The following is a 21,935-nucleotide window of genomic DNA, read 5'->3' on the forward strand; positions in this document are numbered from 1 at the left end:
TACCTTGCTTGAACGGTCTGTGTAGCAAGCTGCTAGGTGATTCAAGTAAAGTAGTAGGAGGCCAAATTGGAAAAAGTAAATAGCTTATCCGATAAAATCGCTATAGCGCTTTATATTTTTGGGTTTATAGCAGGTACAGCTACAATGATCTATTGCTTTTACAACCTTATAGCTGTTGATTCTTACAGTGGATTAGTGTTTTTTTCATATCTAATTTTTGGATTGTTATCCCCCATTTTATTTTGTGTCCCGGCAATGATAATGATGAATGAAGACTTAACTGGAGTTGTTGGTTTGATCTTAGCAATATTATCACTAACTTTGATAATGGCTTTTGGATATTATTTAATTGCAGTAACAAATGATTCAGTTGCTCTGCCTGCATTTTTAGAAAAGCTAATTAGTATTGTTGGTGGGAAATACACAGGAATGTTCGCAGGAGCGGTGTTCACGTCAATTATTGTTTACTTTAAGATGAGATGACTACAGAGATTATCAGCTAGCAAGGCATTTAAACGGAACAAAATAACGAAGACACCCAGGATTGTCAGATGAAGATCCCTTGACTAAGCTTAAGTCAGAGTTGTTGAGGAGGGTTTGTTATGCCAACACCAAGAAAAGCGTTAGTCAGTTTAGTACTTTTTATTTAATAATAAGCCTATTTTATCACTGCGTATCTCATTGTGTTAGAAAGGCTTTTTTGTGTGGTGTCGATCATTATACTGGTCAATCCTATGAGATAGACGGGATTGGGTTGAAAGTCGACTACTGGAGCTGGCATCTGTGTTTGCCATTGATATCTGTGCTTATGCCCTCTTGATTCACAAAAATGGGAGTAATCATTTACATCTAGTGTTACGTATTGATGTGGAATTAGCTAAACATTGGTCAGATATAGAAGTTGTCACTCAATGGCAAAAGCTGTTTAAAGGCAATAGCCTTAATCACGACTTTGTTAAAGGTGAAGCACTTGAATCCTATCAACAAACCATTATCAATAAACGAGTAAAAGAGTACCGCTTAAGGCTGATGGATATCTCTTGCTAACGCTTTCATAAGAGTTGCGGGCACTCAACCAGCCTATCGCTCGTAGAGCCAATGCCGAGGACAAGTGTAAAGACCGGTTTTATTTACTGTCATCGATGGCTAGATAGCGCTTAACTAACACCCAGAGATACTCATTTCAAATTATTATATTCAAGCATAACCAACCCTTGTTTGGGATTTTTGATACCTGATTTTCAAGGGGAATAGTCGATATTTTACTCATGACAAAGTATTTGAGTATTGTTTGGCGTAGTAAGAGGGCGGATTGATACATGGTTAAACTTATCAGGCAGTAGTCGGCACTGGCCATCTTCCTTAGAATAAGAATGGGTGTCTTGATTATATGTTAAATCATTAATCGGGGGTGTAAGCGGCAACAACATATGAGGTGGTCACGTAAAGGGCGCACTTTCTGCTTCAGGTGAGAGCTTCAATATCCAGTAATAGCTGGCAAGAAAATAGGGAACGCTATGTCGGTGAAGCAATGTTGAAAACGGCAGCGTAAGCATAAAAATCAATCACACTTCCTTCCCCAACTTGTCGGGCGCGAAGCGAGGAGGATATCAAGTAAAGACGTGTAAAGCCCGTTTATTTTAGGACAGAGATCTGGCATCATTGGTCAGTTGGCTGTAAGATTTCATCATCGTATCTCTTGCTGGAGAAAAAGTTATTAGCATATAGCCAGCTGATCTCTTCTACTTATTTCAAGTTATGCACTTATGTGTTGAATCCAAGAGTCGTTTCAACTTTTAACAAACTGAAAAGGATGTTCGCAAAAAGTTTGCATAGGTACATAGTGATGAAACACGGTCAGACTGAGTTTTGCTAAACCTGAATAATTATCTGGATTTTTAATCCGCTAAGAAAATGAGGTGCAAAGCAGCGGAAACTATTATGACCGACAGGATTAAGTCTGTCTTGGACCTAATATAAAACCGCCTAGCCTGTTGTTAAAATTAGCATTATGTCCTATAAAATGGGGATGCGTTCATATAATAACTATGAAAAAACTTCACTTCTGTCTTGGCATGGTTGCGCTTGGCAGTTCTTTGATGCTCAGCGTGCCTACGCATGCTGCTGATAATTTCACATTTGATACAAAGTCTGATCCTCATAATATGCTGATGTTTCAAATTGACCATCAGGGCTTTTCACACTCTATTGGATTTTTCAATAAATTTGAAGGACAAATTTATCTCGATACAGATAACCTAGAAAACTCAAGTGTCGATGTATCTATTGACATCACTAGCCTTGACATAGCCGGAGACGAAGTGTGGAACAACAGGACGTTAGCCGTATTTTTCGAAAATAGTAGGTTGCCTACTGCCAATTTTCGGAGCACAAAAGTCGAAGATAAAGGCAATGGAAAACTAGCGATTACAGGTGACTTAACGTTGATGGGCGTCACCAAAATCGTAGTTCTGGATGCGACTCTAAATAAGGTCAAGCAATCCAAGTCTGCTGGACTTAAAGCGGGATTTTCAGCAACTACGCAACTTAGTAGAAAAGACTTTGGAATTACCGCGGTACCTGATAATGGCAACGAAGTGTCAATGACCATCGAAATCGAAGCGGTAAAAACAGATTCTTAATCATGTAGTTGGGTTCTGTCGCAAAGCTGAATAAGCCAGGTAAAGTGTTGATTAAAATAACTAAGACACCCATAATTCTTGATGGTTTTTCGAGCTGAATTAAGCTAAAATTATCACAATGAAATGAAGCCGCACTTAAGCTTGGGAATGAAAACCCCAAATCAAGTGCATGAAAAAGACCAGCCGCATTTGCTACTGGTCTGATAAAACCGTCAACCTATTTCAGGACGGGACACATCTGACAATCCTGGGTGTCTTGATTATTTTCAAGATATTAAATAGACTTAATATCCCGCAAGAAAACTGACCACAGAGTTTACCAAGATTTTCAAAGGGCCCGTGGGCAACACCCAAGAGTTAACAGCCTATTGTGAACATCTTGAGCGCCGGCAAGGTGCAGCCAACTGTCATAGATGGCTAGATAGCGCTTAACCAACACCCAGAGATACTCATTTCAAATTATTATATTCAAGCATAACCAAACCCTTGTTTGGGATTTTTGATACCTGATTTTCAAGGGAATAGTCGATATTTTACTCACGACAGAATGTTTGAGTATTGTTTGGCGTAACAAGAGGGCGGATTGATACATGGTTAAACTTATCAGGCAGTAGTCGGCACTGGCCATCTTCCTTAGAATAAGAATAGGTGTCTGGTTATATGCTTCGATTATCTAATTCACTGCCTTGAGCTGTTGTCACTCAAGCTGAAAGGCTGCCTTGGAATATAAAACTAAGCTAGGTGTAGTTCGCCGGACGGATACGGAGATGCCAGGTTTCACTCGTTTTAAGCGGCTAGCGCTAGCCGCTTAAAACGATTTAACAATCTAATGATTTCTATTTCAATTCTTGGCAGGAATACGAGTGCCAACTGTTCATTAAAAACCGCTATTTTTGAAAAAATGCCACCATTCTATAGCTAACGTTCTTGATTGGAACTTAAGTTTCTCAACGAAACTAGCTAAACATAGATATAAAAATGCTAGCAACTAATCTTTACCCAGCAAAGCCAATAGCTATAACTCTCCAGTCATTCGACGCAGGATATTACTTACAAATGTATTGCAGTTATACTTTCCATCTCTTGCACTACCATATACTTGCTGTGTACTTTTCAAATACTTCCCTTCATCTAGAATAGCCTGGTTAAAAAGTTTGGCAGTATTCAATTTGTCACTGATAATTTCTTTACCTGAGCTCTTAATTCTGATCTTATAATTCTCTGAATGCTGAAGAAATGTGCCTGTTGTTTCATTCTCAGATGAGTCGATAATAAGACTCATATTACTATAATCAGGATTGGCTGTAATAAGTTGATTATATGGTCCTCCTTCAACCATTTGTATGCGACGGAAAGTAAATGAGTCTTCTTCTACACCAGTAACAAACACGAAAGAGCTGTGAGCAGTTAAGTCTTTATTTCTTGTGTCTCTGCCGAGCTTTATTTTTAATTCGTCGTTAATTCGTGATGTTCTTACTAAGATATCTCCTTTCTCAATATATTGTAAAGAGTCAACCCTTTGGCTTACATTTTCATCGTTAACAATTTTCTTAATATCATCTAGAGATCCTCCGTATTCTGCTGCTTCTGCTGATGATTGGTTAAGTGAATAATGAATATCATCAAATTCATGAACTTCGATAGAAGATAGTCCAGCATCTGATAAATAGTCTTTCACAAGTTGGGTTTTACTCGGAGTGGTATAAATCACACTTATCCACTTACTTTTAATACCACCTTGAACTTCAACTTCACCAGGTATTGATGATGTAACTGATTTAATGTTCTGAATGTCATTTACATCATTTACGAAGAAACCATACATTACAGGAAAATCTTGATTAACAAGATCTTTTTCAGTAGAGGATAATCCTTGCCAATGTTCAATGAGTTTAGTGTTAGCACTAAGTTTCTGAGCCGATAACTGTGTTTCTCCCGTTAAACCAAAAATGCTTATATCATCACCTGACTTTATTCTTTGGATCACAGATTCATCAACATTGTAATTTTTTAGCTGTGACTCTGCTAGCTCAGCTTCATGCTGAGATGACTCTAAATTGAACTTACCTTTGGCGGATGAATCAAAAGAATAATCGTAAGCGTATCCCGAGTTATCCAAGTCTGTAGCAGATGCTTTTTCTATAGAAGCTTCCTCTGGAAGTCTAGTATCTGAAAGTGGTAATACTTTCCGTCTTTCAGATAAAGAAATTAAACTTGATGACTTACTGCCGTGAAAGTACTCAGAATGATCAGATGTTACTGTTATTTTATTTCCATCTAAACTAATACCAGGAGTTCTTGTTTGAATCATTCTATTAGAGCTAACGACTTCTATCTCTTCGACAAGGTGGTTTGCAGCTCCGCCTCGCAATCCTCCTTTAGTTATCCATTCCCATTCATTACTCTCGGGATTTAATGTACGGTACACTTTCGTCCCTGAAATCTCTGTTCCTGTACTCCAGTCAATTTCACTATAGTAATTAAATGGTGTTTTCTTTATTGCAACAACCCTATCTTCATTCTTGAGTCGAACAATGGAAAGTTCTTCTCTAGTGAGAGGGTTTTCAACGACTCGAATATTATCCCCTACCTTAATACTGTTAAATCCATCAGGTAGAGTGTTTAATATTGTTCCCTCTGGGGGCACTAACTCATCAGCAGCTTCTCTAATACTGGATGCAAACTTACTAGCAATAGGGATAATAGTGCTGGCAGCGAGAGCAACACTTCCGAGTACAGATCCAACTATAGCCTGATCTCGCTCTTCAGTACTATCTCCATTAATGGCCTTGTCAATAGAAATTCCAGCCTGAGTTGCACTCAAAGCGATTCCTACAGGAAGACCAATCTCTGGTACAATGAAGTCTATAATAGGAAAAATATTGAAAATAGTATTAACGACCCTAAGTACATAGTCATTTTCAGCTTCACGGTTAGATCTGATCTTGATATCACCATCACTGGATAGCCGATTCTTGGTAGACTCCGCTACATGTTCAAAAATATCACCATCAATACGAGAATGCTTCTTATACATGATATAACTCTCATTCCAAGAAGCGTTAGCTATTCCCTTAAAAGCAGAGTCTACGCCGGAGTAACTTGAGCCATCTTGCCTGTCGTAGAGAGAGAAGTGTCTAGCAAGGCTATCCCTATGTTCTTTCGTTGAAAGTAAATTTTTAATGTAGAACCTAAGTTCATTTTCGTTAGAAAATGCTTTGAAAGAGGGCTCACTTCCAGGTATATAAAGGATGACATTTTTATTATCATCATTGGCAGACTCGATAACGAATATATCATTCGAATAATAACCATATATGTCAAACCAATAAACCTTTGTTTTATCTTGATTATTTATTGCATCCATAATAAGAACATATTGTTCTCGGTTTATATCACCCTCTTGATCCATTTGATATGCAGAAAACTTGTATGCCTCACGGGTTAGATGAACAAACGTATCATGATTTTCAGACCAAAATTTATTCAAAGCCTTATCATACTTACCTTGAATGTCATCATAGTAAATAATATCCCAAAACCAGGTTGACAGTATATTAACATCATTAAATTCATTATATATATCGGCATCCTTACCAACAGTGTACAGACCCGTATAAGCATCCATTTCACCAGGGTAATCATCTTGCCATTGATTAAAGGTATTTAGTAGAGCAGCCTCAGTCATAGTGGAAGAACTTTTCAATTGCGTTCTGTTATGCTGCCAACCATTAAATGAGTGGGAATTATTTGAAGCAGCATTGAAAACATTGTAATAAGTTTTTGTAGGATCTACTGCCGGCAAGTGTTTTTTGGCTAACCCATCTTTAATAACATTAGTTGCAATACTTCTTGGAGAAGGTATTGCATCAAGTAAATCAGCATAGCCATTTAAGAAAGAAGCTTTCCACTCATTATTGTATGGATTAAAGTAAAGTGTTGTATCCCTATCTACACTGCTTTTTCCACTATCAATTGATTGGTCAAATTTATCACCTAATGTATTACCAATTGATTGGTCAAATTGAACTCCGAGTGCAGTTCCACTTAGGGTAACCCCAGCAATAATGCTTACAGAAAGTAATGTTTTCCTCATAGGTGCAGACTTGATATTTAGGCGCTCTTTTATTTTTTTCATTTTTATATCCATATATGTTTAGAATGTAATTTCACGTGTTTTGGCTTAAACTAAACAACCACCGTCTAAATACGGTGGTTAAAGCAAGCAGACTGAAAGCCGGTAGAGAAGTGTGTAGCTAAATTTAGCATTTTGTGTATATCTTTAGATCTTAGTTAGGACAGTTCAAGACCTAGTTATCCGATCAAAGGGCTGCACTTTCAAGTTCCTTACCGCCAGGAATAGAAGGAGAGATGGGTCTAATTACCAATACACGGGTAAACTATTAATAACCTGCCAGATCACCAAAATGCTTTCGGGCTAGGACCAATCTTTGCAACAGAGTCATTCATTCTCTGTTTGTTACAGAACCAAAGTTGTTCGTTGTATTAAATCCCAAAAGATACTAATTGAGATAAATTAAAAGCAAACCCATTCGTTATGTATTATTTCACAAAAATTCATTATCACATGTTCCTTTATCCGTTTTTATCTATACCAACAACACTATGATACACTTTTAATCTTAAAGTTAAAGAATATTAATTCTTATAACGAGTACGTTACTATTATCCACGCCTCTCTTAATTCCTTTCGTGTACAACGAGATACTTACTTAATTATTTACCCTTGATTAACAAGTGTGCAACCCGATTAAGCATTAATGAATGCACAAGATTAATAGGAAACATGACCGTACACCTGAGAATATTTAATAGAGACTGTATAAATTTATTCGGCTGGTAAAGCTTAAATTAATCAGTGTCATTTAACAGAAGATACATTAAGGTTGAATTTTGGATTAGCTTCTATGAATATACAATAACTAAGACACCCATAATTATTGATGATTTTTCGAGCTGAACGAAGCTAAAATTATCACAATGAAATGAGGCCGCATTTATGCTTGGGAATGATCCCAAAAAATCAAGTGCATGAAAAAGACCAGCAGCATTTGCTACTGGTCTGATAAAACCGTCAACCTATTTCAGGACGGGACACATCTGACAATCCTGGGTGTCTTGGTTATTTTGTCTTGGTTATTTTAGAAAACTGACCACAGAATTTACCAAAATTTTCAAAGGGCCCGTGGGCAACACCCAAGAGTTAATAGACTATTGTGACATCTTGGGCGCAAGCGCCGGTAAGGTGCTGCCAACTGTCATCTATGGCTAGATAGCGCTTAATTAAGACCCAGTGATTCCCATTTCAAATTATTATATTCAAGCATAACCAAAGCCTTGTTTGGGATTTTTGATACCTGATTTTCAAGGGAATAGTCGATATTTACTCATAACAGAATATTTGAGTATTGTTTGGCGTAGTAAGAGGGCGGATTGATACATGGTTAAGCTTATCAGGCTGTAGTCGGCACTGGCCATCTTCCTTAGATTAAGAATGGGTGTCTTGGCTATAGTTTGATCACTATATCGGTAAACGCCGCAGATAACCGCGCCCGGTTAATACACAAAAGCTGTCAGGTTATATATTAGGGGTGGCTAAAGTGGTGGCGCGTCATGACTTCGCTAACATCAGGCCGAGAAGACACCGTCATGTGAATGAGAATAATCAGTTAAATGTGAACGAAAGAATATACAGAGTAAATAATAACGGAAGCCTTGCTGTGACTGTTCTTTAGGGCAATTTAAACCTTATTAATCATTAAAGTGATTTACATTAATAGATTAATACTTAACAAAATCGCGACGGATACTGGTATTAAAATATCCGGGGTAGGGGGACAATATTTATACGTTTCCATGACGTTGGTTGTCTATGGGCTATTTAAACGCTGGGGGATACCACTACGAAATACATCAGCAATGGCATGACAGTAACATCAATTTAAATTTAACAGTAAACGCAGTAATTATTGTTTTAAATACTAATTTTTATTACACAGTAAAATGGAATGAATATGGATATTAATTTGAAGTTCAATAGGAATTACAAGATTATTTATTGCCTTTCACTTGCCGTCGGGATGGGGCTATCATCATTGGCTCATGCGGCTACGTCGTCTGATTATTACAAAAATATCCTTTCGGATGAAAGTAGTGACTGGTCTGTATCGACACAGATAGAAGAAACATCTGTGGTGCCCATAGGAGGGACAGCGCTAACGGAGAGATATCAAACCACACGGCGAGAACAAACCGTCGACTTGCTTCAGCATGGTTTTACCGCATACACCCTCGACCAACAACCACCAGTGATCATGTCGGAATTGTTTCACGGTACTTATTGTGGCGAAGGTTACACGATTAGTGTTGAGTTTCTTAACGCGCAAAAGCAAGTCGTAGAGACCTGGAGTAGTGAGCAAGAAGACAGTGGGTTTGATACTTGTCACTATGGTGATAATGACGCCAGTGTGGTCGGTGAGGACTACCAGATGCGCAATGAGTTTCATCATTATGGCCAAAACGTACGCTACATTCGTTGGAAAGACTCTTATCGCAGTTTAGCTGATTCACAGGGACAATATCGCGCGAGCCTTAGCCAAGCCTATTTGGGCATTGCCCCCCCAAATTTACTGCAGTCTCCGGAATTATTAGCATCATGGGAAATCGTCAAAAATGGGGGTGATGGATTCAAGGTCAGTCAACAAGCTAATGGAGATACCTATTTTGAAACGTCTAGTGATTGGTCCGTTCGAGCACAAACCATTGATTTGTTGAGTCAAGGTTATACCCCTGAACAACTCGATTCCGGCCATTATCCCATCTTCTTTTCTGGCAGTTATGGGGCCGTGTCCTGTCCAGGGGATTACTATCTCAAAGTGACCCTGTTAGATCAAAATAAACAGGCGTTAAAAACACTCGATTCTCAGATCAAACACCATAACTTTGCCTGTGATTTTAATCTGAATAAAGCGTATCGGGACGTGGTTAGAGATTATGTCACTGATTACCCCACGGGGGTGCGTTACATTCGTTGGGAAGACGGCGGCAAAGATCGGCTACATTGGTCTGGGCATTACGGCACACAGTTGTTTGAACCTTATATTGTCCTGATTGATAACTCTGCGTTGAGCAGACATCGCGTCAGACGCAGCTTTTTTTCCTTTCTACAGAATTATTGGCCCACTATTACCACAGGAATTTTATCCTATGGCTCGGCAGGTCTTGCGTGTGTCGGGACGTTAGGTGTCGGTTGCCCTGAAGCCATTGTAGCGGCAACGGCCGTCACGTTTGGTACCGGTGGGTTGAACAAGTGGTCAGTGACTCCGGTTAATGATCCGGCTACCGCCGCTCCGTCAATACCGGCTGATTGTAATGATGAGTGCGTGATCGATCGGATCACCGCGTCATTGGATCAAACAGCGAAAGGTAAAATCTGGTCTGTTGATAACAATAATGAAATTAACATCTTATCCACGCCCTCACACAATGAAACGGCATTGAATCAGATGGGCGCTGCGTTCAAAACTGAAGTGCAGACGGCCGTGGGTAACGGTACCACGTTTATTGATATTACTACATTGGCCAATATTGAAGACGGTGAGTGGGTCAATACGTTAGCGACAGCCCTGAGTCATGTCGAAGCGAACGTGCGGTTGATTAATGCGGGTAACCGTCATAATGATACCAAAGCATTTGTGCGGATTTATCTAGGGATGCCAGGCCTGTTAACGGGCATGCCCGACTATCTTCGAACCGTGTGGTCGAGGAGGATACAGGCCTCAGGCGGGCAGTTAGGGGTGGCGGAATCTCAATGGGACACGCATTTTGAAGGGCTGTTGAGTAAACTGACGGCAAAACTGGAGGGTGATACTGACCTGACCGTTTATGTCGGTGGTGGACGCACAACCCGAGATTTTAACTGGAATCACTCAAAAATTATCGCCGTCGATGGCAGGAAAGCGATCGTTGGCGGGCATAATCTCTGGCAGGAGTACTTTGATAGTGAACCATTGTTTGATACGTCGGTGTCTATTAGCGGCGATTCCGCAGTCGCCGCCCATCGTTACGTAGATGAATTATGGAAAGATCATGCGACCAAGTTTAGTGCGGCGAATAATACTCATGTCGTGAAATGGTATAAGCAGCATATTGAACATCAAGCTACCAATATTGCGATGTCGACTGACTATGTGTTTCCATCAGCAGATACCAACGCAGCGTATCGAGTCATCGGCATTGGTCAAGTTGGCAGTCGACAGTATGATAATCAAATCAAAATCGCCATTTTAGATCTGATTAAGCATGCTCAGCATAGTGTGTATTTGTCGCAACAATCTCTGGTGCATCCCATCATTAGCCAATCGCTCATTGCTGATGCCGTGGATACGGATCTGCTTGCTGAAATCGCGCTAAAAGCAGTTCAGGGTCGAGAGGTGAAGATCATACTCTCGAACGAAAATGCCCCCCACGATACCAAATCCAATGCCTCAAATCGTGAGATGCTAAGAGCCATATGGGCGGCAGGGGTACGAAAAAATACAGTGGCTAATAGCACCGCAGGGATCGAGCTGTTTTGTCGCCACATCAAACTTGGCAATCTGCGTATTGATGGTACCCAAGAGACCTACCCAGGTACGACGGACTCTTTTGCCAACCATTCTAAAACGATTATGGTGGATAAACAGGCATTTTTGATCGGATCACATAACGTGTATGGTCAAGTTCCCATGGCGTTGAGTGAGTACGTCTATGTTGTGGTGAACAGCCAATTGGCCGAAGACTATGACGCCCAGTACTGGCAACCGCTTTTTGAACATTCCAATCGAACTTTCATGGCTGAGCAAGATTGCCGGGAAGCCATTAACCCACTTAAGGATGAGCTGTAAACATTCAAGGGACATGCATGCCATGTTGGATTGGATGGTCAACACGCCTCGTGAGTGTTGTCACTTTACGCCGTTGGCGCCAAGGTTGGCGTCGATAAATGTGCGACAAGGCTGAGCAAACAGCAGGGGCTTTACAGGGATGTAAAGCCCCTCTTTTGAATAGACACCGGCACATGCTCTGCTGCTGATTGACGCGGTCATGAACGCGGCTTCGTCATTGACAACCCGATTGACCCCTCTCCTTGGTCATCCCGCTTTGCGCTGCCAATCTATCTTAAGCGTGTTGTTATTTCTGTGCTTCAACGAAGCCTGTTTATGTCACTTGTGGGCTCGCCTTACTGCAAGTTGCTATGCCGCTATGATTGCTACACCACCATTATTGACCCTCATTGTGCCTGACTATATTCCGTCATTGATTCGATGAAGATCGAGATATGTCTATATTGCAATACTAACGCACACGTTAAAGCTATTGTGCGGTCTTTCATTATCGACCGATCACACCTTCTGCGAGTGGCTTAAACCTAAAAATAGAGTAGGGGGCTGTGTTTTGTGCTTTGCCATCATTAAACGGGGCCGAAAGCGGTAACTGGGCTGCGCCTGTGTACATATAGCCATCAGGCCCAATACTGACGCCATCAGGCCATACCATCTCTTTATGATAGGTGTAGTCACGATATTGGCGCGTTTTCGCATCGATAACACCTATTCGTCGTTCTCCCACAATGGTCAAATATAGATTGTTGTTCGCATCTATACTCAAACCACCATTATTTGGCTTTGTTGCATAACGTTCAACTTTTTCACCAATTTGCTCATTCGTCAATTGCTCGTTAGTAATGTCGGCCATCATAATTCGGTATACATACTTCTTATTAAGCGGTGCAAAGTAAAGCCACTTTTGTGCGTTATCAAGCACAATTCCATCGGCACCTATAAATACCTCAATTTTCTTTTCCGTGCTTGTGCCTTCGTCGATAATAATGGGCATTGAATAATCAGGTAATACGCTGTCATGGCCTTGTAATACACGGCGACTAACACCGGTTTGAGTGTTAACTACAATTAATGCCGCTTTATTACCATTTGGCCCATCAGCTATACCTTCATCGGCAATAACAATACTGTGGTATTTATTGGATATGGCTAAATCGTTTAACTGTGACTCCGAAATTACTATTGTAGCGGGCAAGTAAATTATCTTATTTAACGTGTTATTTATCGCATTCCACGATATTAATTTAGGTGTTATACGTGGATAGGCTTGTCCAGAGTCTAGTATCCATACATTGCCTTGACCATCTGCGCGTATTCCTAGCACCCAATTTAAGTACTTTGCTGGATTTTTTAACGAGCCATCCTTATTGTGAGAACGCTGCATTTGTGCGTTAGGGAATGGCAAAATATCGCCATTTTCCAATCGCTCACCTACTTTTATCGACGGTTTGTAGAAAGGGTGGTAGCTGAATATAAACCGATGGTTTGTGGTGTATGTGATGCCACCAATCGCGGCATCCGTTTGCGCATAAACGGTGGAAGGCACCAAATTTTCAGCGGCAAGGGGGCTGGTGTTAAGTAACAGCAGCAATAAACTGTAGGTAAACGTTACATGTTTAATTAACATAATAATCCTTATTTTTTGTTGATATTTACGGTGTTATCTAGCCAACATTGACGGCCGGGGATTAAAGACGAATGTTACTGCTGTGCAGTAATATGAAATTCTTGTAGTACTTTTTTGTCGATGGCTGTCTGAGTATAAATAGGAACACGAACACGACGTAAGGTGTCTTACTACCAATCCGCTGTTAATGTTAATCGTGTCCTGATGTCGGTTGGTTTTGTTCAACGACAAGCGGTAGGTTACAGGCCTGATTATTTCTCAGTAACCATCATTCATGAGAAACAGTTTCAAATAACAACGTAGAATCATATTTAATGAGATCAACGTATGTGATGTTACCTTCTCCAGTAGCAGTATTTACCTGCATCACTGTTTATTGAGCGGGGGGATACGTTGGATTAAGGCGCTTGTTACATTTATCGCGGTGAACAATGAAATAGAACAATAACCAAGATACCCATTCTTGTTCTAAGGAAGATGACCAATAGGATCTTCATCCGAAAATTTTGGGTGTCTTAGTGATTTTTATCGGATAAACGGTGCCTGTTTTCAGGCATCGCTTATCCGACGACTCCTATAGTTCGTCGTAATGGGGTTTAGTGACATACTCGGGTAATGCACTGATCTCACTTTCCTCATCTGGAATAGTCGATGTGTCGAGATCACCGCCGATATTACTCTGATCTGTCGCTATCGTAGAGGGAATGGCGACAGCCTGTTCAGCCAGTTCCCAGCCGAGAATGGTTTCCGGGCGTCCGTCTGCTTCTTCGGGGCCAGTGATGGCTTCCATTTGTAAGGGAAGTGGGTGGCCAATCAGGTGACTGACAGCATCGACAGCATCGACAGCGTCAGAGACGTTTCATAGAGGTATGCTGTCGCAGTGCCTGGTACATAGACTCTCAACATCGTGCCATTGCGGATCCGGCCACGAGAGTCAGGCTCTTGATCTTGCGCATAGCCATAGGCAGGGTCACCTGATATATACAAGCCTTGCCATTCATCATCTAGTGCCTGTGTTCTGGTTCTGATCCCCCAGAAAACAATACTTTGAGCACCTTCCAAAGAGCTGCCAACACGCGATAAATTTGCCCTTCCCACGTGTCATCAGGATCACAAGTGTGTTGCGTCACATAATTGTAGAACGCATTGAAAGGGTCAAGGAAGAAAAGTAATTTACCTGTGTGCCAATTTACTCCAGCGCTTTTGTCGATGGTGCTGCTGCGGGGCGCCCACAGTAGTTTTGACTAACAGACTCGTTTAATCGTAAAGTCGAATAGATCGGAAAATTAGGAATATTGCCGCATACAGACAATATTGGTTTTAATTGCTATTGGCAATGTTAGATTGATCATATCAGGATCAGACCCCTTCTATGAAATGATGACCTTTATTTGCTTACCACGACGTTGAAGCAGAATATAGCCACCACTTAACATAATGATAAGGCTGCCTATTACGGTTATCATGTCGAGTGTTTCACCAAAAACCAGCATGCCCAACAGTATTGCAAACAATAACCGCGTGTAACGAAACGGCGAGACAACAGACACTTCGCCTATTCGCATGGCCACGGTAAGGGCATAATAGGCGATCACACCAAAAATAATGGCCCCGAGAATTTGTGCACTCGCGGCTAAATTAAGTTGCACCGGCACTTTGCTATACCACCACATGATGAGCCCTGTCGGGATTAATATAAAGAAGCCATAAATACCCAGTTGCATGTTTGTCAGTAACGGGGAGGTCGCTCGGGTCGCTAAATCACGCCCGGCAAACCCTAATGTCGCTATCATCGCAAATAAAGAGGCAGGCTCAAAGCTGTCAAAACCTGGGCGAATGATCAGTAATACCCCAACAAAACCACAGATGATGGCCACCCACCGCTTTGGGCACACATGCTCCCCAAAGATAAAGGCGGCAGCAAACACCACGACCAACGGTGTGGCTTGAAGGATCGCTGATGCACTCGATAATGAGGTTAAGGTGATTGCAAGCGCAAAGGTTAGTCGCCCGACGACTTCACAGCTCGCACGCACTAAGACTGGAGGAGATAAAATGAAAGGATGAAAAATAGCGTCGCCGCTTCGCCAAGTGAGTAATATAAAAATGAGCGTGCCCCCGACGCCAAATATGGCTAAAATCAACCCAATCGGCACGGTACTGGCCGCAGATTTAATCAACATGTCTTCGAGGGCAAAAGCGGCCATGGAACCCACCATAAGCATGCTTCCTCTGGAATTGTCTGACATCGTTATCATCATTTGTAATTTCATCTTCAAAACAACCTTCGTGATTAATTAGTCAGGGAACGATGGTTGCGTGAACATCGCTATGTCTGCTACACACGAATCATGTGCCTACAATGATAAGGGCTTAGCGTCATGTTCATGAGAGCATTGCAAGAACGATATAGGTGACTTCTTCTGCACAACCCCATGAAAAGGTAAACCCTGCACCTCCGTGGCCGTCACTATGGACGATAGATGACCCCTTTTCTCTATCAAGACGTACATTGTCTTGTCTAAATGGCCTTAAGCCCACTCTAATAGGGTCGATGGCATTAATGTTGAGCTTGGTTAACTCAGGGAGAAACTCACAACAACGCCGATACATGTCTTTTATTGGGTCATAATTTTCTAAATGAATATCGGTATCAATGCTATCTTTTTCTGCTATAGCGCCAAGTACAATTTTTTCTGTTCCTCTAGGTATTATAAATACAATCTCATTTTCACTTGTAATATCATCATGAGACACACAGTGAGCCTGCATGAGTTTTGGGATTTTTTTGCTATTATCGACCAAATTTATCACCGCGCCGCGAAGAGAATACATCGGGTCGTTAGCCAAGTTTGTAGCTCCTAGGCCTGTACAGTTGACGATAACATCTGCGCTAAACTCCTTTTTTAACTTAAACTCTCGCGCAACTAACGGTCCTGCTACTTTCCTTTTAATGACAGGTATTTTACGGGTTGTTATCTGTTTCATTAACCAGCTCATATACACATCAGTATCCACCATCGGCGCTAAATGACGATAACAATCTACCAGGCCAATATTTTGATTGACTCGATTTTCTTTTACCAGTGCAAAATCATGGCGAAAACCAGGAACATTGACTTGAATTTCTTTCATTTTATCTAAATGAAATGTGAGCCTTACCCTATGCCGTTGTCCCTATGATCAGATAACTTTACCTGCACATCAGCGGTTTAACAGCAAAGAAGAGAGAGATAGCAGTCCGCACGGAAATGTATTGAAATTGGTTGAGTTAACAGACAGTAAACTCCGCTTAAAGCTTGGACTGGATCCGCAAATGGTTAACTCACCTGATGATGTTTGCCACCAGCATGGTCAGAATTTTGTGCTCATTTCAGCGTCTTTCTGGGGTGATTGGTGCCAGGAAGAGTAACATCCAATGTGCCATTGTTGTTAAGAGAAAAAGTCACGTTAAATGACGCGCTTTACGCATGGTGAGAGCAGTACCGTCATTAGGTGAAAGCGCGTGTAAAGGCCCGTGGGTTCTGAGGCGCGACGGTTCATTGACAGACAAGGATACTCGCGCTAATTGCATTCAGCATATCTAGGTCGGAAATGATATGCGCTTGGCGTTGAGCTTGTCAGTGTCACGCTATAGGGGAGTCTACTCTCATTGAAAACAATGCGATGTTTATTGAGTGGCCTGATGTATTTTGACCCCATTTTCCGCTTGGTCACGTACCTGGTTCAATGCTTCCTCTCCCCCTAACTCACTATCAATAAACCTTTTTATTTTCGGATCGTTTGTCTGATCATAAAGTGTCATTATGTGTTGTGCAATACGCTGCGTCGAAGGCTCGCTCTGGTATTGACTCTGATAATACTGAGACACCAAACCAGAAGTGGCTATACTGCGCATGTAATCGTTCTGTTCACTTTGGGCCATGTCAAAAAAGCGCTCGCTCAGTCTGCTGTCAACAATGGATGAATTGGCCGCCTTCTCTAGTGCCATTAAACGGATTTTACTGTCTGACTCAGTGTTGGCGATCGTCAATATTGCATTGACGGTCTCATAGTCATATCTCGTATCGTCTAGACTGTTTACCGTGAACGCTGTCATCTCCAGTTGCTCATAAGCCGCGATGCGCTCTGCTGCTGACAAGCTGTCATTGATGACTTTTTGTTTAGCTTCTTCAAAAAATTGAAGCGCATACTCAGGGTCGGTTTTTATTCTCCAATAGAAATCATCAGATAATTTATTTCGGTACGCAAACAAAGGATCCTGTGACTGGTACTTATCCTGCTCTAGCTGCTCTTTTTGAGCAATAACCGCTAATACCGCGGCTTTAAAAGACGCCGCTGACTGATTGTTGCTGTTGTTATCGCTTAACGTTAACGCCCCGAGTTGCAATTCAAGGCGTCGAACTTTTTCTTCAAGCGCCAACAGCATGTCTTCTTCCTGGGGCGCGACATGAGTAGCAGTCACAGTATTTTGCTCTTTATGACCCCCCCAAGCAGCGTATAAAGAGACCGCGAGGGCTGAGGTCGCGATTGCGATTGCGACACGTGATGGGTTCATACTCATTGGCCTTTGATCTAGAGTGAAGAGAAGCAGGGTACCTTGTTTGCTCAGGAAATCAATGCGCAGCAAGGCCGACTATGCACATGCCTGCGCCAGCAAGGGTATTGGTATGACTACTTCTGATCGTTTATGTTCTTCCCCTCCTTACCGCTCGCGATAATTAAGCCGGTGAACTAGGCTCTTTTTAAAACACCTTCATCAATAGTGTCCTGCTCAACACTGCGTATATCCATTATCCTAGTCTAATGAAAATGTCCCTTACGCTCCTGCCCAAATAGGCCATCCATGCACTAATGTGCCGTCACCACCTCGGCTTTATCAATAAACGCATCCGCAAAAGTCAGTATTTTTACATCGATATCAAGCGTGAAGGCGTGATGCTGTATGACACCGGCAACGTCACCCTCGATGAAGCAAAAGAGCTGACGCCCAGGGAGCGGCATCACTTAGCCCTAGAGGATTATGAGTATTGGATGACAAGTGCTGTTGATTTTTTCCTGATCCACCAGATGGTTTTAGACATTGGAAAAAATAATAAAGCTGCCTTCCTGTTACATCAAGCCACCGAGCATTTTTACAGCGCCATGTTATTGGTGTTTACCTGCTATAAACCTAACACTCATGATTTAAAAAAGCTCAGTGGCCGCGTGGCCAGTATCGAACCGGAATTTCTCACCGTATTCCCGATGGGCACCGAAGAGGAGCGCAACCGCTTTAAGCTGCTTAGGCAAGGCCCAGCTACCGCATTACCAAAGCGGAACTCGAATGGCTCGGTGAGCGGGTTAAATACCTGCAAGCACTCACTGAACGTTTGTGTAAAGCCAAGATCGCCAGTTATCTGGAGCAATAGCTCACTTCATTGCCCCACTCACTGAATCACCTGCTACGTCGTCACTGCACAAACTGATGAATAATATGCTTTAACCGCTTAATATCACCATCCCCCACACCATTATCAACCATATACCTAGGCCATTCGTGGGTGAGCTCCTTCACTTCATTGATTATCTTTGTTGCCTTTGGCTGACTCAAACCGAATCGAGACGCCTGAGATAAGAGATTATCGACACTTCCTTGTCTACCCTCTTTGCCTATACCGATCCCGTGCTGCTGTGAGTCGTTTATCGGTAATACATCATAGGCTGGAGATAAACGCCATTCCCGCTCCTTAAATGCGTAAAGTAATGCATGGTTTCGAGCGTGATCATCGGTGTTAGACAGATACACATTAAAGACCATTCGATAGAATAGATCATGTGCATCCTGCGGCACGCCACCATATTTCATTATAAATTCGGCGAGGTATCCATACGTGTATTGACCTGACTTGGACGCTTCATCAATCCTATCTAAATTGAACACTGAATTAGCACTGAGAAAATGACAGGTGGGACGTAAACCCTCTAAATCGAATCGCTCCACGAGTAACACATCACCACTCGCACCCGCGATCACTTTTGTCGGTGCGACACGACAAGGAAGCTCAGCTAACATCTTCATTGATGCGTGCTCAACCTTGACGACATTAAACAGATCATCTGCGCGATTAAACTTGGCAAGGTATGAAACTCCCTTATCCGTTACGATGGTTTTAGGTCTAGCTCCCCCCATACTTGAACCATATTCAAAGGCTTTTTTAGCTTCATCTGGGATATCGTCGTCAGCTAATATCGCGTCTTTAGCCTTCAACAGAATAGGAATATCGCCTAGATTATTGTTGCTGACTTTAGGCTTTGATGATGAACTCGATATACTGAAGACCAATGAGCCAACCCCCATCCCTGCACCCGCCAACAGAAACTCAAATCGATTTTTGGGTTTGGTATTATGCAGAGACAAAATCACCTTTTTACCCCAAGAATCGGCGCCAGCGTCAGACAACACGCGAAATAAGCCTTTATTCTTGGAGGTGGTAAATTCTTTTTCGATCAGAGGCAGGTTAACGGGATCTAAAGGAAAAGCATCTAGCCTAGCCAAATAACTTTTACCATATCTGAATCGACCAATAGGGTGAGGCGATGTTTCATCAAGATCGGCAACACCACAAACCACAGGTTTAGCCTCTAAGCCATCAATAAACACAAAAACTCTTTCAGCGCCAACACTCTTAGAAGTCATTAGGCAACGCCTGTTTCACTGTTCGCGATTTCCGACTCTTAGTTTTCTTCAAACGATATAACCGTTCATCTGCCGCCTGTTGGAGGGGATCTAATAAACCAAGGTGATCGAGCACCTTCACTAATGACGCTGAGTTGACCCCAACCCCTTTTTCAATGGCTGAGATAGTGGAGCGGCTCAAGCCGACCCGCAAACCTAGTTCGGTTTGATCCATAGAGTCTGCACGATGGGCGCGCACTAACTCCCCAAGGGACGTAAGAAAGATAACACCGGCTTTGTGCATGTTATTATACTCATTATATGCTAATGCTTTAAATTTACGTCATATTAGAAAAGCTGTCAATGAGTGATAAAATAATCATTATCGGTTGATGACCATCCTGACGATGCGGAGTTGCAGTGATCCCCAAGATGTATTTTGCATGAACTTCATTCAACAACCTTTCGTAGTTGGGTGCAAAAATATGATGGCATTCATCAATGATAACTTGGCCATAGTCATACAACAGCGAAGCGACACTGTTATCTTTTCGATTAATCAGGCTTTGATAAGTGGCAATATCTACTTGCCCTGTAGGCTTTCGTTTACCACCACCTATTAACCCCACATCGCAACCATCAAGAAATGCAGTTAAACGCTCTTTCCATTGATCCAATAACTGGCGACTATGAACCAAAATCAGAGTATTAACTTTACGCCGATGGATCAGGCCAATTGCTGCGACTGTTTTGCCAAATGCCGTCGGCGCATGTAACACACCAGTATCATGCTTTGCCAATACCGCGACAGCTTTCTTTTGATCTTTCCTCAACTCACCTTTGAACATTAACCCCTTTAAACGAGTCCCCTGCTTACGCTTATCCTCCAACTCGATTTCAATCAAATGGTCTTGAAGCAAACGGGACACTTCATCAAAGCAACCACGAGGTAAAGCTAGGTAGCCATTATCAACCTCCGCCAAGCAAATAAAGCGCGGGATCCCATTGGTTGAAAAACGTAACGCCTGAGTTTTAAAGAATACTGGGTTAGAAAAACGAGCAATTCGCTTTAACCTTGCCAACAACGCCTGCGGTAAGGCACTTATACTAAGATATAAACGATTGGCCAGAACTAGAGTTAACTTTTCAGGGCAGCCTGTCATGACTTCATTGCCTCTGGCGTAGTTTAGCTCCCAAGGCTTTCTTTCTGTATCTTGCTTCACATCTTGTGATTGATAACTAAGAATAATGTCTAATTGTTGCTTCGCAAGCTTTTTAACCGATGATAAGTAACTCCACTGATCAGAGTAAGGGTATAAATTTTCGTCAATAAATACACTATTAGCTTGCTGACGAGGAGCGTATTGCAAAGGAAGTGCAATTAAGTTTCCAAACCCTCCTATGGGCAGAAGATCCTGATTAGGAAACAGTCGGTCATAAGACTCGAATGATAAACCAGCATGAAACTCCATTGCTTTATCGAGCAAGATAAAACCTAACAGCCTGGCATCTTTAGCTGATACTGAAGACTCAAAAAACACCCCGATATGCGCACCATTACCCGAGCGTGAACGCTCTACGCTACAAGGAACCTTTAACTCGTTACAAGCTTTTCGAAAAGCAGATACTGCAACTTGCCAATCTGACTTGTCAAAATCGGCGGCAAGCAAGCAACAAAAGTTATCCTCTAACAGAGGGTATAAGCCTACAGTATGTTTACCAGCAAGATGATCGTATATAGCTTGTCGATCTAAACGCTTAAATGCTTGGTGTACACATTCCATGCATTTAACCTTAGGTTTATTGCATTTACCTTGTTGCCACTCATTGTGGCACCCAACTGAATAACCACTACGTGCCTGTTTGTTCTGCCAGCGGTTTGCATAAATATCTTGCCGACCGCGAAACAGCTTCATGTAGATATCCACTTTCTGAGAACTACTTAAGCGCAATACCGCAAGGTTAGTATTGAGTAAAGCAGAGCGCCTAGCTAACAAGATTTGTCGCTCTCCCTCCAACTCAGCCAGTCTTTACTCTATTGTTTTTAGTTCAACATCTGACGACATAAGTCTTAGCATCCTAAAGAGCAGTGTAACTAGATTAAT

15 protein-coding genes and 2 pseudogenes are annotated in these 21,935 nt (G+C 41.9%); 6 read left to right on the forward strand and 11 right to left on the reverse strand.

What is annotated here, in order from left to right:
- Positions 1–66 precede the first annotated feature (66 nt).
- The 4 genes and pseudogenes from FS373_RS18735 to FS373_RS32170 form a co-directional block, all read left to right on the forward strand.
- Positions 67–483, forward strand: coding sequence for a hypothetical protein (locus tag FS373_RS18735; RefSeq protein WP_152830246.1), 417 nt, complete (start codon positions 67–69; stop codon positions 481–483).
- 300 nt (positions 484–783) lie between these two features.
- Complete coding sequence (locus FS373_RS32165) at positions 784–1,047, forward strand: hypothetical protein (protein ID WP_227992987.1); 264 nt, start codon at positions 784–786, stop codon at positions 1,045–1,047.
- A gap of 1,001 nt (positions 1,048–2,048) precedes the next feature.
- Positions 2,049–2,642 (forward strand): YceI family protein, encoded by a 594-nt coding sequence (locus FS373_RS18745; RefSeq protein ID WP_152830248.1) that lies wholly within the window; start codon positions 2,049–2,051, stop codon positions 2,640–2,642.
- 268 nt (positions 2,643–2,910) lie between these two features.
- A pseudogene (locus FS373_RS32170) lies at positions 2,911–3,074 on the forward strand (transposase); the annotation flags it as partial.
- 583 nt (positions 3,075–3,657) lie between these two features.
- Here the strand turns inward: FS373_RS32170 and FS373_RS18755 are convergent.
- Positions 3,658–6,780, reverse strand: a complete 3,123-nt coding sequence (locus FS373_RS18755; RefSeq protein WP_152830250.1) for a dermonecrotic toxin domain-containing protein — start codon at positions 6,778–6,780, stop codon at positions 3,658–3,660.
- Positions 6,781–8,677: 1,897 nt separating this feature from the next.
- Here FS373_RS18755 and FS373_RS18760 point away from each other — a divergent pair.
- Complete coding sequence (locus FS373_RS18760) at positions 8,678–11,548, forward strand: phospholipase D-like domain-containing protein (protein WP_194165895.1); 2,871 nt, start codon at positions 8,678–8,680, stop codon at positions 11,546–11,548.
- A 60-nt stretch (positions 11,549–11,608) separates the two neighbouring features.
- Here FS373_RS18760 and FS373_RS31605 read toward each other — a convergent pair whose 3' ends face one another.
- The 7 genes and pseudogenes from FS373_RS31605 to FS373_RS18790 all read right to left on the reverse strand — a co-directional run bounded on the left by FS373_RS31605 (position 11,609) and on the right by FS373_RS18790 (position 17,730).
- Entirely contained in the window at positions 11,609–11,749 is a 141-nt protein-coding gene (locus tag FS373_RS31605; RefSeq protein ID WP_194165896.1) for a hypothetical protein, read from the reverse strand.
- A gap of 286 nt (positions 11,750–12,035) precedes the next feature.
- Positions 12,036–13,172: an L-dopachrome tautomerase-related protein gene (locus FS373_RS18765; protein WP_152830254.1), complete on the reverse strand. Its 1,137-nt coding sequence runs from the start codon at positions 13,170–13,172 to the stop codon at positions 12,036–12,038.
- A 574-nt stretch (positions 13,173–13,746) separates the two neighbouring features.
- Positions 13,747–14,270 (reverse strand): annotated as a pseudogene (locus FS373_RS18770) (hypothetical protein).
- On the reverse strand, positions 14,177–14,407 hold the full coding sequence (locus FS373_RS32785; protein WP_152830326.1) for an exotoxin A binding domain-containing protein: 231 nt from the start codon (positions 14,405–14,407) through the stop codon (positions 14,177–14,179). The pseudogene FS373_RS18770 and the gene FS373_RS32785 overlap by 94 nt, the downstream one beginning before the upstream one ends.
- Positions 14,408–14,542: 135 nt before the next feature.
- Entirely contained in the window at positions 14,543–15,445 is a 903-nt protein-coding gene (locus tag FS373_RS18780; protein ID WP_227992989.1) for a DMT family transporter, read from the reverse strand.
- Between the two features lie 112 nt (positions 15,446–15,557).
- Entirely contained in the window at positions 15,558–16,307 is a 750-nt protein-coding gene (locus tag FS373_RS18785) for an FAD-dependent oxidoreductase (RefSeq protein WP_152830256.1), read from the reverse strand.
- 535 nt (positions 16,308–16,842) lie between these two features.
- Positions 16,843–17,730 (reverse strand): hypothetical protein, encoded by an 888-nt coding sequence (locus tag FS373_RS18790; RefSeq protein ID WP_152830258.1) that lies wholly within the window; start codon positions 17,728–17,730, stop codon positions 16,843–16,845.
- Between the two features lie 296 nt (positions 17,731–18,026).
- Between FS373_RS18790 and FS373_RS18795 the strand changes: the two genes are divergently transcribed.
- Positions 18,027–18,608, forward strand: coding sequence for a HEPN domain-containing protein (locus tag FS373_RS18795; protein WP_152830260.1), 582 nt, complete (start codon positions 18,027–18,029; stop codon positions 18,606–18,608).
- Positions 18,609–18,624: 16 nt separating this feature from the next.
- On the opposite strand, the gene FS373_RS18800 is transcribed toward FS373_RS18795, so the two are convergent.
- Genes FS373_RS18800 through FS373_RS18810 form a run of 3 tightly spaced genes read right to left on the reverse strand, consistent with a single transcriptional unit; the run spans position 18,625 to position 21,758 of the window.
- Positions 18,625–19,851 carry a type II toxin-antitoxin system HipA family toxin gene (locus FS373_RS18800; RefSeq protein WP_152830262.1) on the reverse strand — a complete coding sequence of 409 codons (1,227 nt, stop codon included), beginning with the start codon at positions 19,849–19,851 and terminating at the stop codon, positions 18,625–18,627.
- A complete protein-coding gene (locus FS373_RS18805) occupies positions 19,841–20,134 on the reverse strand; it encodes a helix-turn-helix domain-containing protein (protein WP_152830264.1) in 294 nt (97 codons plus the stop codon). Before FS373_RS18805 ends, FS373_RS18800 begins: the two co-directional genes overlap by 11 nt.
- Before the next feature lie 34 nt (positions 20,135–20,168).
- Complete coding sequence (locus FS373_RS18810) at positions 20,169–21,758, reverse strand: TOTE conflict system archaeo-eukaryotic primase domain-containing protein (protein WP_416221771.1); 1,590 nt, start codon at positions 21,756–21,758, stop codon at positions 20,169–20,171.
- Between the last annotated feature and the right edge of the window lie 177 nt (positions 21,759–21,935).

It is taken from the genome of Shewanella sp. YLB-07 (genome assembly GCF_009377275.1).

Excerpts from the sequence above, each read along its gene's own strand:
- FS373_RS18745 (WP_152830248.1), top strand. The coding sequence starts at position 2,049 with ATGAAAAAACTTCACTTCTGTCTTGGCATGGTTGCGCTTGGCAGTTCT.
- FS373_RS18755 (WP_152830250.1), bottom strand. The coding sequence starts at position 6,780 with ATGAAAAAAATAAAAGAGCGCCTAAATATCAAGTCTGCACCTATGAGG.
- FS373_RS18760 (WP_194165895.1), top strand. The coding sequence starts at position 8,678 with ATGGATATTAATTTGAAGTTCAATAGGAATTACAAGATTATTTATTGC.
- FS373_RS31605 (WP_194165896.1), bottom strand. The coding sequence starts at position 11,749 with ATGACCGCGTCAATCAGCAGCAGAGCATGTGCCGGTGTCTATTCAAAA.
- FS373_RS18765 (WP_152830254.1), bottom strand. The coding sequence starts at position 13,172 with ATGTTAATTAAACATGTAACGTTTACCTACAGTTTATTGCTGCTGTTA.
- FS373_RS18780 (WP_227992989.1), bottom strand. The coding sequence starts at position 15,445 with ATGAAATTACAAATGATGATAACGATGTCAGACAATTCCAGAGGAAGC.
- FS373_RS18785 (WP_152830256.1), bottom strand. The coding sequence starts at position 16,307 with ATGAAAGAAATTCAAGTCAATGTTCCTGGTTTTCGCCATGATTTTGCA.
- FS373_RS18790 (WP_152830258.1), bottom strand. The coding sequence starts at position 17,730 with ATGAACCCATCACGTGTCGCAATCGCAATCGCGACCTCAGCCCTCGCG.
- FS373_RS18795 (WP_152830260.1), top strand. The coding sequence starts at position 18,027 with ATGTGCCGTCACCACCTCGGCTTTATCAATAAACGCATCCGCAAAAGT.
- FS373_RS18800 (WP_152830262.1), bottom strand. The coding sequence starts at position 19,851 with ATGACTTCTAAGAGTGTTGGCGCTGAAAGAGTTTTTGTGTTTATTGAT.
- FS373_RS18805 (WP_152830264.1), bottom strand. The coding sequence starts at position 20,134 with ATGCACAAAGCCGGTGTTATCTTTCTTACGTCCCTTGGGGAGTTAGTG.